The following is a 13,748-nucleotide window of genomic DNA, read 5'->3' on the forward strand; positions in this document are numbered from 1 at the left end:
TATCCCTGTACCCGCCGCCATCTCGGATGCGGCTATTTGACTGGCGCGGCGGGCGTCCATTCCGCCACGAGATCAAGCAGGCCCGGAAAGCGTTCGTTCAGGTCTTCGGCGCGGATGCGGCTGCGACGCTCAAGGCCATATTGCCGCTGGCGGATGAGACCAGCCTCGCGCAGCGCCTTGAAGTGGTGTGTCAAAGAGGATTTCGGCCGGTCGAAACTGAACCACCCGCAGGTATGGTCGTAGTCTTCCGACTCCAACAGCAGCCTACGAATGATGGTGAGGCGCAGAGGGTCGGCGAGCGCCCCCATGACCGTTTCCAATCGCAATTCATCAATTGCTGGTTCCGGCAAGGCCGGGGGCCGATGGTGCGCGGGATCTTCGATGGCGATGTGCTGTTTGGACATGCAGGCATCTATAGCACCATGTACGACTTTTGTCGAACCATATTGTACGAATTATCTCGAACTATTATAGTACGAAAAAGATCGTACAATCGGAGTCGTTTTCATCATGACAGTCCAATCCCAATCAGATGCCGATCCCTTATCTGCCGCAGAGGCGCCCCCATGGCGCATGTGGGCCGCGGCCTGGATCGTAACGGCGGTTTTCATCCTCTCGAACTCTGCGACGCCCCTCTATGTCCATTGGCAGGGTGAGATTGGTTTTTCGTCAGCAACCCTCACTGTTATCTTCGCGGCTTATATCTTCGGCCTATTGCTTGCGTTGCTCGTCGCCGGACAGCTTTCCGACCGGTATGGGCGCAAACCGGTTCTGATCCCGGGTCTCCTCGCGGCGATGGCGGCCTGTCTCCTGTTCGCCGCGGCAGAATCCGTGGCAATGCTGGTGATCGCACGCCTGTTGTCAGGCATTGCCATTGGCGTGATTGTGTCGGCCGGGATGGCGTCGGTCGTCGATCTGGGCGGCCCGGAGCGCCGAAAATCCGCATCTCTTGCGGCGTCCGTGGCAATGGTTCTGGGGGCTGGCCTCGGTCCGCTGCTCGCTGGTGCCTCGGCACAGGTACTTTCGCAGCCCGTATTGCCGATTTTTGCGGCGGAGTTCCTCATACTCGTCAGCGCATTCATCGCAATCGCAATCCTGCCGCTGAAGCGTTCAGCGCCGAGTGACGGCTGGCGGCTGCGTCTGCCGGGCGTGCCACAGCCAAACCGCAAGCACCTTGCCTTCGGAATAGCAGTGTTCGGTCCCGGTATTACGGCAACATCTTTTGTGCTGTCGCTCGGTCCGTCACTCCTTTCGCGGCTGCTCGATGTAACCAGCCCGCTTGTAGCCGGAGGCATGGCCTGCGCCATGTTCCTGACGGCGACAGGCGTTCAGTTCGCCGTCCGCCGCCTCTCGGTCAGAACGATCTTCATAATAGGATCGGCGGCGACCGTCCTTTCCATGTTGGGCATTGTGGTTGCAGTGAACGGCTCGATCGCAACTATATTGGTCGCCGCCGCGCTACTGGCGGGTGCCGGGCAGGGGCTCGGACAATTGGGCGGGCTGACGCTGATCGGCCTGCATGTGCCGGCCCATCGTCGCGCCGAGGCCAATGCGGTTCTCAATTTCGGCGGATACATCCCGGCCGGATTGCTGCCCGTCGCGACAGGCTATCTCATCGATCTGACAGGCTTTGCTGCGGGCGCCACGGCGTTCGCGACCCTTCTCGCCGCAGTCGCGGTTGGCGGCGCGGCGTTTGTCGCCGCCCGCTTGACGAAGGAGTAGGGAGCTTGGCGCACTGTTCGCTGGAGGTTGCCTACGCGGCTTCGGTTGCCGCGGCGACCTTATCTTCGGTTATCCGTCGTGCTGCCGCAGCCGCGTACTTCTGGGCGATCACGGCGCCGACCATCAACTGGATCTGGTGGAAGAGCATCAGCGGCAGAACGATAGCGCCGATCGACTGGCCGGCGAAAATCACGCTTGCCATCGGTACACCGCTTGCCAGGCTCTTTTTCGAGCCGCAGAAAGTGATGGTGATCTCGTCGGCCTTGTTGAAGCCGAGAAGGCGGCTGCCGTGCATGGTGAAGGCGAGTACGAAAGCGAGCAGCAGCGTGTCGAGAACAATGACGACGGCGATGTCTCGCGGCGAGAAGGTGTGCCACAGACCCTCGACGACTGCCGTGCTGAAGGCCAGGTAAACGACCATCAGGATCGAGCCTCGGTCGACAGGCATCAGGATTTTCTTCTTCGAACGGATCCAGCCGCCGATCCAAGGCTCCAGAACCTGGCCGACGATGAATGGAGCGAGGAGCCGCAGCAGGATCTGTTGCAAAGCGTCCCAAGAGAAGCCGCCATGGCCGCTGACCGAAAAGAGCAGGCCGACGAGCAGCGGCGTGAGGAACATGCCGAAGATGTTCGAAGCCGATGCGGAGCAGATCGCCGCGGGCACGTTGCCGCCTGCCATAGAGGTAAAGGCGATCGAAGACTGAACCGTGGACGGCAGGACGCAAAGAAAGAGGATGCCGAGGTAAAGCGGCTTCGGCAGGATTGACTCCGGAATGAAGCCGAGCGCCATGCCGAGCAGCGGGAACACGGCGAATGTCGTCAGAAGAATGACGATGTGCAGCCGCCAGTGCAGGAGGCCTGCGATGACGACTTCGCGGGAGAGGCGCGCGCCATGCAGAAAGAAGAGCAGCGCGATGGCCAGCGTCGTGGCGTCGCCGAAGTAGTTGGCAAAGGTGCCGCTTGCCGGAAGGAGCGAGGCAAGGATGACGGTGCAAACGAGCAGGATTGTAAATGTGTCGGGCAAAAAGCGGCGCATGAAGTTATCTCTGTACTCCAGAAGTTCATTGCCTTGTCTCAAATTATGATTCAGGATGCAAGGAATAACAGTTATCGTGAATCGAGATTGTCATGCTTGATCTTACGCAGCTGCGCAGCTTTGTTGCCGTCGAACAAATGGGCAGCTTCACGCTCGCGGCCGAGCGTCTCGGCCTCGGGCAATCGACAGTCAGCCAGCATATCCAGCGGCTTGAGACCGCGCTCGGTCGCAAGCTCCTGGCGCGCGACACTCATAGGGTCGTTCTCACGGCAGATGGCGAAGCCTTGCTCTCACACGCCCGAACGATGCTTTCCATCGAAGGCGAGGTGCAGGCACTGTTCAAGAGCACTCGTCTGCGCGGCCGGCTTCGCCTCGGCGTCTCGGAAGATTTTGTAACGAGCCAGCTTTCGGCGGTCCTGGAGGACTTCGTGCGGTCGCATCCGTCGGTGGACCTCGAGCTTACGGTAGCATTGTCGGGCGCGCTTTATGAGATGCAGGACAACGGCGAGATCGATCTGGTGCTTGCCAAACGCCGTCTCGGCGATGCGCGCGGGCGGCTTATCTATCGCGAGCCGCTGGTCTGGCTGGCCCGCGATCCCGAATATGTGTTGGCACAGACGCCGCTGCCGCTCATCGCCTTTCCGGCGCCCAGCGTCACGCGGAGCATTGCCCTGGAAGCCCTCAGCCAAAAGCAGGTGCCTTGGCGGATCGTCTGTACCTGTGGCAGCCTGAGCGGCCTGACGGCGGCCGCACGGGCCGGAATGGGCCTACTGGTGCAGCCACGCAGCATGGCCCCATCGGGATTGAAAGAAATCAGCACGGCGAGGCTGCCGGCACTGGAAGATGTGGAATTCGTGCTGGTGCCGCGCAAGGGCGCCGATCAGGCGCTTGTCGCGGCGCTGTCGGACGACATCCTCGGCAAGGTGCGGCGGTTGCGATCGACTCCACAGGAATAAAAACCCGCCGGGTGGCGGGTTTGTTTCTGCTGATTAGAAAGGCGAAATACACTGCCGGCGCGGGCCATAGTACGGCTGGAACGTGTTGTCCCAGGCCCTATAGGAGCGATATCGGCTGTAGCACCAGCTTGTATGAGAATTCCCGCCATACGCAGAGGACGGTGGGCCATAGTAGGGGGCAGAATAGTAGGGCTGAGCTAACGCCCCACCGACGATCGCACCCAGCGCCAGTCCGCCGATGATGGCGGCGGCGTCGTTATCGTCATTATGATGATGGTACCGGTGCCCATAATAGTTGTTATAGCGGTAGCCACGATACCCACGGTTACTGCCATAATATGAGCCGCGATTGCCGCGCCAGCTCTTAAGATAGCGGCGCCTAGCGAAGTTGCTCCATCCGCTCCAATCGCCATCCCGAACCTGCTCTATGTTCGATACGACTTTCGGCTTGGCGAGGTTGATCGCAGGAAATGCCTCGGCAGGCAGTACGCTGGTAAAGGCAGTCACACCTGAGATGAACACGACAGCTAACTTTTTCATCGCTTTTCACCTTTTTAGTTATCAATGAAATTGTTCCCGAAAAGTTCCCGCAGGTGAGGAATTTAAAGGAACTGAGGCAGCAATAGGTGCCACTACTGACCCATTTGGTCCGCAGGAGCCGCTACCAGCACTCCACAAACAGTCAGTGGCCCCTTTTATTAGAATTATCTAATTGAACCACTCGGGCAGTGATGTAGACTTGCGCCGCCAATTTGGGAACTAGGGGAGCCCCGTAGACCGTTCGGGAATCTGTGCGCAAGCGCGTCCAGATATGGCCTCGATATATGCAGTCATTGAGCAAAACTCCTGAACCGCCGTCGCGGATACCTCTCAAGAGGGGAGATCAACAATGTGCCCGAAGCTGTATAGGCGTCTCGCGTGTGCGCTTGGCTTAACGACAGTAACCGCATTGGGCGGCATGGCGAATGCCGCAGAAGTCCAAAGTACCGGCACGCTCGGCTCACCGGGCGCCACGACGGCGATCGACGGAAAACAACTGCCAGCGCCGGATCCGAAATTCGGCGGCGTGATCACGGATGATGCCTTGCAGTCAAAGCCATGGTGGGCGCCGCGTATCGTGCCTCCGAAGGGGGCGCCCAACATCTTGCTGATCATCACGGATGATGCGGGATTTGGTGTGCCGAGCACCTTTGGTGGCGTGATTCCGACACCTACCATGGATCGCATCGCCAACGACGGGCTGCGCTATAACAACATTCACTCCACCGCACTGTGCTCGCCGACGCGGGCCGCCCTGATTACCGGGCGCAACCACCATTCGGTCGGCTTCGGCGTAATCTCCGAGCAATCCACGGGTTTCCCGGGCTATAACAGCATCATCCCCGAGGACAAAGCGACCATCGGCCGGATCCTCCGCGACAACGGCTACGCCACTTCCTGGTTCGGCAAGGACCACAATACCCCGGCCTTTGCCGCCAGCTCGATCGGCCCCTTCGATAGGTGGCCGACCGGCATGGGCTTCGAATACTTCTATGGCTTCGTCGGTGGCGACGCCAACCAGTGGCAGCCGAACCTGTTCCGCAACACCACCCAGATCTACCCCTTCGAGGGCAAGCCGGGATGGAACCTGGTTACGGGAATGGCGGATGACGCGATCGAATACCTGAGCCGCTTAAACCAGACGTCGCCCGACAGACCTTTCTTCATGAAGTACGCGCCGGGCGCGACGCACGCACCGCATCATCCGACAAAGGAGTGGGTGGACAAGATCGGCAGCATGCATCTCTTCGACCAGGGCTGGAACAAGCTGCGCGAGCAGATATTCGAGAACCAGAAGAGGCTGGGAGTGATCCCCCAGGATACGAAGCTGGAGGCTTGGCCAACGCAGATCATCAAGAACTGGGATGACCTGACGCCGCAGGACCAGAAGCTCTTCATCAGACAGGCCGACGTCTTCGCTGCCTATGTCGGCTACAGCGATCACGAAATCGGGCGTGTCATCCAGACCATCGACGACATGGGCAAGCTCGACAATACGCTCGTCATCTATATCAACGGCGACAACGGCACGAGTGCGGAGGGTGGTCCCCTCGGCACACCCAACGAGGTCGCGTTCTTCAACGGCATCAACGAGATGCCAACAGACGTCCAGATGAAGTGGTACGATGTCTGGGGCACCGAACAGACCTACAACCACATGTCCGCGGGTTAGTCCTGGGCTTTCGATACGCCCTTCACATGGTTCAAACAGAACGCCTCCAGGCTCGGCGGCATCGGGCAGAACATGGCGGTCTCCTGGCCGGCGCGCATCAGCGACAAGGGCGGGCTGCGCCAGCAGTTCACGCACGTCATCGACGTGGTGCCGACGATCCTCGAAGTAACGGGGATACCCGCCCCAGAAATGGTCGACGGGATCAAGCAAGCGCCGATCGAGGGCACCAGCTTCGCCTATACATTCGATGAGAAAAACGCCAAGGCGCCGTCACGGCACAAGACCCAGTATTTCGAAATGATGGGCCAGTGGGCGCTCTACAATGATGGCTGGTTGCTCAGCACGAAGGTGAACCGCGCGCCGTGGGAAGCCTTCGGCGCCGCCAATCCCGACCCGCTGAACAACCAGGTGCTGGAACTTTACGATCTGAGCAAGGACTTCAGCCAGTCGCAGAACCTTGCCGACCAGAATCCCGACAAGGTCAAGGAACTTAAGGAACTGTTCATCGCGGAGGCGAGGAAGCATCAGGTCTTCCCCATGGATGCCTCGGTGGCAGCCCGCATCGTCGCGCCGCGCCCGAACATCACCGCCGGGCGGATGGAGTTCACCTACACCGTCCCGATGGTCGGCCTGCCGCAAGGCGACTCTCCCTCCATCCTCAATAGCTCGTACGCCATCACCGCGGACATCGATGTGCCCCAAGGCGGCGCGGAGGGCATGATCCTGACCTCGGGCGGGCGCTTCGCCGGTTACGGCTTCTACCTGTTGAAGGGCAAGCCGGTCTTCCTTTGGAACCTGGTCGACCTCAAGCGCGTCAAGTGGGAAGGCCCGGACGCGCTGACGCCCGGCCGGCATACCATAGAATTCGATTTCAAGTATGACGGCCTTGGAACCGGGACGCTTGCGTACAACAATATGAGCGGCCTCGGCCGACCTGGAACCGGCACCCTCAAGGTGGATGGCAAAGTCGTGGCCACCCAGGAAATGCAGCGCACACTGCCCATGATTCTGCAGTGGGATGAGAGTTTCGACATCGGCTCCGACACGCTGACCGGCGTCAACGACGCCGATTACCAACCGCCGTTTGCATTGACGGCCAAGCTCAACAAGCTCACGCTCAAGGTAGACCGACCGACACTTTCCGAGGAGGACATCAAGAAACTGCAGGCTTCAGAAGCTATCGCTGTGGACGGCAAACCGATCCATCACATGCAGGCTGGACCGCAGTAGTCGCTGTTAGAGGTTAACCGGCCGCTTGCGGTTTTAAGCCCCTCTCAACCCTGTCACTTAGCTGTTTGGTTAGATTCCGGCTCGTACATTAGAAGCTTGCAATGGTCGTCGCTCGGGGCGAGGGAGGACGGACCGATGATGTATGGAGCACTATTCATTTCAGGCCTGGTGGCCTGTGTAATGGTGATCGTTTTGATCGGGCACGAAGCGGAAAAGGCGGATCACGGTGCGCCGCAATCCGCCATGTATGGTCATCAAAACTAGCCTTGCCGGCTTTATGCCGCCAGGCATTTCAGGAAGCCGTCGACGTCGGCTTCTGTCGTGGCGAAGCTGGTGACGAGGCGGACCAGCGTCTCATTATTGCCGACGAGTTCCGGAGTTGCAGCCGGGACTGGCCATTCGTAGAACTTCGCGCCCTTTTCCTCGGCGGTTTTGGCCGCACTCCTGCTAATAACAGCAAAGACCTCGTTGGAAGCGGTCGGCCAGGCAAGCCGGGCAGAATTGCTGGCGCCGATGCCGGAACGAAGCCTGTCGGCCATGCCGTTCGAGTGGCGGGCTAGATCGAGCCAGAGATTGTTCTCGAAATAGGCGTCGAACTGGGCGGCGATGAAGCGTGACTTGGAGAAGAGCTGTGCGGCGCGTTTGCGGATGAAGGGCATTTCCTTCGCCTGTTCCGGGTTAAAGAAGACGATCGCCTCCGCGCACCAGCAGCCGTTCTTTGTGCCGCCGAAGGAAAGCATGTCCACGCCGCGTTTCCATGTCATCTCGGCGGGCGTTGCGCCAAGTGCAACGAGCGCATTGGCGAAGCGCGCGCCGTCCATATGGAGCGGCAGACTGCGCTTCTTTGCGATGGCGGAAATCTCTCCGATTTCAGGCAGAGAGTAGACCGTACCGATTTCGGTCGCCTGGGTGATGGTTACCGCGCTGGCGCGGCCATGGTGCACGGCATCTTCAGGGAAACTTGCGATTCTTGCCGAGAGTTTTGCCGGATCGATTTTGCCGGACTCTCCCGGCACGGCAACCAGGCGGGCCGAGTCGGAGAAAAATTCCGGTGCTCCGCATTCGTCCTCGATGACGTGGGCTTCCGAGTGGCAGAACGTGATTCCACCGGGGCGCTGGACGCTCGCCAGGGAAAGAGAATTTGCAGCCGTGCCGGTTGCGACAAAAAAGACAGCGACGTCACGCTCGAAGACTTCGGAAAAGCGATTCTCGACCTTTTTATCGAGATCGCTGGTTCCGTATGCCGAAGCGAAACCGGCAGAAGCGGTGAGTAGACGTTTGGAAATGGATTCATGGGCGCCAGCCCAGTTATCAGAAGCAAAAAACATGGAAAACCGTGGGGAAAAGATGGGGTAAGGGCACGTTCGGCAAAGGACATTACGCCAAAGCTTCACGCGATCAAGCATCTGCCTCGCAATGCATCACAAAAATTGAATTCCGCAATCAATAAACAAAATACGGCGATGCACGGTAATTTTATTTCGCGATTCCGCGGTGCCTGGCAATCTTCCGTCGCAGATTGACGATTTTTTAATCGAACGCTCTTGCGAAGTGGACAGGTTTCTGGCATAGAACTGATGAATTAGGACAGGGTTGCTGTCCTATTTTGGCCTTTACGGCCGAAGAGGCGCCGAAACCCCTGACCTTCGTGGGGTTTCACGCTATAGTCCACCCGAGCGCAGCCTTGGCAGCGCAAGGCGACTGGCAGGCGCGGAGCGATAGATCGCTTTTGAGCGGACTTACGCGACCGGATCTTCACAATGCAACAGCGCTGTCGCGTGCCGAACCAGACAGGGACGGTGCACGACGAAAAGCCGCCCGATCGCGGGCTCTGACAGGAGGGAAAGATGACGAAGACGCCATCCACGGGTTTTGACCGGTTCGCAGCAGCAGACGTGCGCGCAACGGCCAACACGCGTAAACCCGCCTCCGGCCTGCCGCGAAAACAGGGGCTCTACGATCCGCGCAACGAGCACGACGCCTGCGGTGTCGGCTTCGTCGCGCATATGAAGGGTCAGAAGTCGCACCAGATCGTCAAGGACGGTCTCTTCATTCTCGAAAACCTGACCCATCGCGGTGCCGTCGGCGCTGATCCGTTGATGGGTGACGGCGCGGGCATTCTCGTGCAGATCCCCGACCGCTTCTTCCGCGAGGAAATGGCGAAGCAGGGCGTCATCCTGCCGAAGGTGGGCGAATATGGCATGGGCCATATCTTCATGCCGCGAGACGAGCAGCAGATCGAACACTTCAAGAAGGTGATCAAGGACGTCATCGCCGAGGAAGGCCAGGTTTTCCTCGGCTTGCGTGACGTTCCGGTCGACAACTCGTCGCTCTCCAAGGCGCCTGAGATCGCCGCAACCGAGCCGCATCACGTGCAGGTCTTCATCGGCGCCGGCAAGGATGCCGCGACGAACGACGAGTTCGAGCGCCGTCTCTTCACATTGCGCAAGGTGATCTCTAACCGCATCTACGACGAATTCGACGGCGAGGAGAGCAACTTCTACCCGGTGTCGCTGTCGTCGGCGACGGTCGTTTATAAGGGCATGTTCCTGGCTTACCAGGTCGGCGCTTACTACAAGGACCTGTCGGACCCGCGTTTCGAAAGCGCGGTGGCGCTCGTGCACCAGCGCTTCTCCACCAACACTTTCCCGTCGTGGAAGCTGGCGCACCCCTACCGCATGGTCGCCCATAATGGCGAAATCAACACGCTGCGCGGCAACGTCAACTGGATGGCGGCGCGCCAGGCATCCGTGTCCTCGCCGCTCTTCGGCGACGATATCTCCAAGCTGTGGCCGATCTCCTATGAGGGACAGTCGGACACCGCCTGCTTCGACAACGCGCTCGAATTCCTGCAGCGCGGCGGTTATTCGCTCGCCCATGCGGTGATGATGTTGATCCCGGAAGCCTGGGCTGGCAACCAGTCGATGGCGGCCGAGCGCAAGGCATTCTACGAATACCACGCTGCGCTTATGGAGCCGTGGGATGGTCCGGCCGCCGTTGCGTTCACCGACGGAAAACAGATCGGCGCTACGCTGGACCGCAACGGCCTGCGACCCGCCCGTTATCTCGTCACCAACGACGATCGCGTCATCCTCGCCTCGGAAGCCGGTACGCTGCCGGTCGCGGAGGAAAACATCATCCAGAAATGGCGCCTGCAGCCCGGCAAGATGCTGCTGATCGACATAGAGGAAGGTCGCATCATCTCGGATGACGAGGTGAAGTCGCAACTCGCGACCAAGCATCCTTACCGCAGTTGGCTCGATCGCACGCAGCTCATTCTCGAGGACCTGAAGCCCGTCGAGCCGCGGGCGTTGCGCCGTGACGTTTCGCTGCTCAACCGCCAGCAGGCCTTCGGCTACACGACGGAAGACACCAAGATCCTGATGTCGCCGATGGCGACGACGGGTCAGGAGGCGATCGGCTCGATGGGCACGGATACGCCGATCTCGGCCATGTCCGACAAGTCGAAGCTGCTCTATACCTATTTCAAGCAGAACTTCGCGCAGGTGACGAACCCGCCGATCGATCCGATCCGCGAGGAGCTTGTCATGAGCCTCGTCTCGTTCATCGGCCCGCGCCCGAACATTCTCGACCATACGGGCATGGCAAACGCCAAGCGCCTCGAAGTGCGCCAGCCGATCCTGACGAACGGCGATCTGGAAAAGATCCGCTCCATCGGGCACACGGAAGACCGCTTCGACACCAAGACGCTCGACTTCACCTATGACGTCGAACGCGGCGCCGAAGGCATGCCTGAGATGCTCGACCGTCTGTGCGAGCGCGCCGAAGCGGCCGTCAAGGGCGGCTACAACATCATCGTGCTCTCCGACCGTCAGGTCGGCCCGGACCGGATCGCGATCCCGGCCCTGCTCGCAACGGCTGCCGTGCACCATCACCTGATCCGCAAGGGGCTTCGTACCTCGGTCGGCCTTGTCGTCGAAACCGGCGAGCCGCGCGAAGTGCACCATTTCTGCCTGCTCGCAGGCTATGGCGCGGAAGCGATCAACCCCTATCTCGCCTTCGACACGCTGCTCGACATGCATGCGAAGGGTGAATTCCCCAAGGAGGTGGACGCCAGCGAAATCGTCTACCGCTACATCAAGGCGGTCGGCAAGGGCATCCTCAAGGTCATGTCGAAGATGGGTATTTCGACCTACCAGTCCTATTGCGGAGCGCAGATCTTCGACGCAATCGGCCTGCAGTCGGAATTCGTCAGCAAGTATTTCTTCGGCACGGCAACGATGATCGAAGGTGTCGGTCTCGAAGAAATCGCTGCCGAAACCGTTGCACGCCACAACGCGGCCTTCGGTCGTGATCCGCTCTTGGCGAGCACGCTCGATATCGGCGGCGAGTACGCCTACCGCATGCGCGGGGAGAGCCACGCATGGACGCCGGATGCGGTCGCCGCCCTCCAGCATGCTGTCCGCGGCAATGCCGAGGATCGCTACCGCGAATTCTCTGAAATGGTGAACACCTCGGCGCTGCGCATGAACACCATTCGCGGCCTGTTCAAGGTCAAGAGCGCCGAACAGCTCGGACGCAAGCCCGTCTCGGTCGATGAGGTCGAGACGGCCGCCGAAATCGTCAAGCGCTTCTCGACGGGTGCGATGTCCTTCGGCTCGATCAGCCGTGAGGCGCATACGACGCTCGCGATCGCCATGAACAAGATCGGCGGCAAGTCGAACACCGGCGAGGGCGGCGAAGAGTCCGACCGCTATATGCCGCTCTCCGACGGCTCGATGAACCCGGAACGCTCGGCGATCAAGCAGATCGCGTCGGGGCGCTTCGGTGTCACCACCGAATATCTGGTCAACGCGGACGTATTGCAGATCAAGGTGGCGCAGGGTGCCAAGCCCGGCGAGGGCGGTCAGCTGCCTGGCCACAAGGTCGATGCCACGGTCGCCAAGACCCGCCACTCGACGCCGGGCGTCGGCCTGATTTCGCCGCCGCCGCACCACGACATCTATTCGATCGAGGATCTGGCGCAGCTGATCTACGACCTGAAGAACGTCAACCCGACGTCGGATGTCTCGGTCAAGCTCGTCTCGGAAGTCGGCGTCGGCACGGTTGCCGCCGGCGTCGCCAAGGCGCGCGCAGACCACATTACGGTCGCAGGCTTCGACGGCGGCACGGGTGCCTCGCCGCTCACCTCTCTGAAGCATGCGGGTTCGCCCTGGGAAATCGGCCTTGCCGAAACCCAGCAGACGCTGGTGCTGAACGGCCTCCGCTCGCGCATTGCCCTGCAGGTCGACGGTGGCCTGAAGACCGGCCGCGACGTCATTATCGGTGCGCTTCTCGGCGCCGACGAGTTCGGCTTTGCGACCGCGCCGCTGATCGCCGCCGGCTGCATCATGATGCGCAAGTGCCACCTCAACACCTGTCCGGTAGGGGTTGCGACGCAGGATCCGGTTCTGCGCAAGCGCTTCAGGGGAACGCCTGAGCACGTCATCAACTACTTCTTCTTCGTCGCCAATGAAGTGCGCGAAATCCTAGCCTCGCTCGGCTTCACCAAGCTCGATGACATCATTGGTGCCTCGGAGCTGCTCGAAAAGGACGAGATGCTGGCGCATTGGAAAGCCAAGGGCCTCGACTTCAGCCGGATCTTCCACAAGGTCGATGCCGCCAAGGAAGAGACTTTCTGGACGACCCGTCAGAAGCATCCGATCGACGACATTCTCGACCGCAAGCTGATCGAGAAGGCCGAACCTGCGCTCTCCTCAAAGACGCCGGTCGCCTTCGAAGTAGACATCAAGAACGTCGATCGTTCGGCGGGCGCGATGCTGTCCGGTGAAGTTGCCAAGCGCTATAATCACCGCGGGCTGAAAGACGATACGATCAAGGTGACGCTCAAGGGTACTGCCGGTCAGTCGTTCGGCGCGTTCCTGGCGCGTGGCATCACCTTCAACCTCATCGGCGACGGAAACGACTATGTCGGCAAGGGGCTTTCGGGTGGCAAGATCATCGTCCGTCCTCCGGAGAACTCCAAGATCGTTGCGGAAGAGTCGATCATCGTCGGCAACACCGTGCTCTACGGCGCGACCGAAGGCGAATGCTACTTCCGTGGTGTCGCGGGCGAGCGCTTCGCGGTGCGTAACTCCGGCGCGATCGCTGTCGTCGAAGGCGTGGGTGACCACGGCTGCGAATATATGACGGGTGGCGTCGTTGTCGTGCTCGGCGGAACCGGCCGCAACTTCGCGGCAGGTATGTCCGGCGGCGTGGCCTATGTTCTCGACGAGCAGGGTGACTTCGCGAAACGCTGCAACATGGCCATGGTCGAGCTCGAGCCGGTTCCGGAAGAGGACGACATGCTGGAGAAGCTGCATCATCACGGCGGCGACCTGATGCACAAGGGGCGCGTCGACGTCTCCGGTGACATGACGCGTCATGACGAGGAGCGCCTCTATCAGTTGATCTCCAACCACCTGCATTACACGGGTTCCACCCGCGCCAAGCAGATACTGGACAACTGGGCCGACTACCGCCCGAAATTCCGCAAGGTCATGCCGGTCGAGTACCGCCGTGCACTCGAGGAAATGGAGCGAAGCCGCATGGGAACTGCGGCCGAATAATTGCGCTGATGATCCGCGGCGCC

The 13,748-nt window shown here is 60.3% G+C and carries 7 protein-coding genes and 1 pseudogene; 4 read left to right on the plus strand and 4 right to left on the minus strand.

Going from position 1 to position 13,748, the window contains the following annotated elements; genetic code table 11:
* Positions 1-32 precede the first annotated feature (32 nt).
* A complete protein-coding gene (locus HGP14_RS19155; protein WP_168831469.1) occupies positions 33-404 on the minus strand; it encodes a helix-turn-helix transcriptional regulator in 372 nt (123 codons plus the stop codon).
* A 106-nt stretch (positions 405-510) separates the two neighbouring features.
* Between HGP14_RS19155 and HGP14_RS19160 the strand changes: the two genes are divergently transcribed.
* The gene (locus HGP14_RS19160; protein WP_246704510.1) at positions 511-1,722 is read left to right on the plus strand and encodes an MFS transporter; all 1,212 of its coding nucleotides are present in this window, start codon (positions 511-513) and stop codon (positions 1,720-1,722) included.
* Positions 1,723-1,753: 31 nt separating this feature from the next.
* On the opposite strand, the gene HGP14_RS19165 is transcribed toward HGP14_RS19160, so the two are convergent.
* A complete protein-coding gene (locus HGP14_RS19165) occupies positions 1,754-2,758 on the minus strand; it encodes a bile acid:sodium symporter family protein (protein WP_168831470.1) in 1,005 nt (334 codons plus the stop codon).
* A 92-nt stretch (positions 2,759-2,850) separates the two neighbouring features.
* Between HGP14_RS19165 and HGP14_RS19170 the strand changes: the two genes are divergently transcribed.
* The gene (locus tag HGP14_RS19170) at positions 2,851-3,714 is read left to right on the plus strand and encodes a LysR family transcriptional regulator (protein ID WP_168831471.1); all 864 of its coding nucleotides are present in this window, start codon (positions 2,851-2,853) and stop codon (positions 3,712-3,714) included.
* Between the two features lie 33 nt (positions 3,715-3,747).
* On the opposite strand, the gene HGP14_RS19175 is transcribed toward HGP14_RS19170, so the two are convergent.
* Positions 3,748-4,254: a BA14K family protein gene (locus HGP14_RS19175; protein ID WP_168831472.1), complete on the minus strand. Its 507-nt coding sequence runs from the start codon at positions 4,252-4,254 to the stop codon at positions 3,748-3,750.
* Between the two features lie 418 nt (positions 4,255-4,672).
* On the opposite strand from HGP14_RS19175, the pseudogene HGP14_RS19180 reads away from it, so the two are divergent.
* Positions 4,673-7,156: pseudogene (locus HGP14_RS19180) on the plus strand (arylsulfatase).
* Between the two features lie 275 nt (positions 7,157-7,431).
* Here HGP14_RS19180 and HGP14_RS19185 read toward each other — a convergent pair.
* Positions 7,432-8,484, minus strand: coding sequence for a low specificity L-threonine aldolase (locus HGP14_RS19185; protein WP_168831473.1), 1,053 nt, complete (start codon positions 8,482-8,484; stop codon positions 7,432-7,434).
* 519 nt (positions 8,485-9,003) lie between these two features.
* Here HGP14_RS19185 and gltB point away from each other — a divergent pair.
* Complete coding sequence (gene gltB / locus HGP14_RS19190) at positions 9,004-13,725, plus strand: glutamate synthase large subunit (protein WP_168831474.1); 4,722 nt, start codon at positions 9,004-9,006, stop codon at positions 13,723-13,725.
* The last annotated feature ends 23 nt before the right edge of the window (positions 13,726-13,748 follow it).

It is taken from the genome of Rhizobium sp. P32RR-XVIII (assembly GCF_012641395.1).
In the GTDB taxonomy this organism is placed as follows: Bacteria; Pseudomonadota; Alphaproteobacteria; order Rhizobiales; family Rhizobiaceae; genus Rhizobium.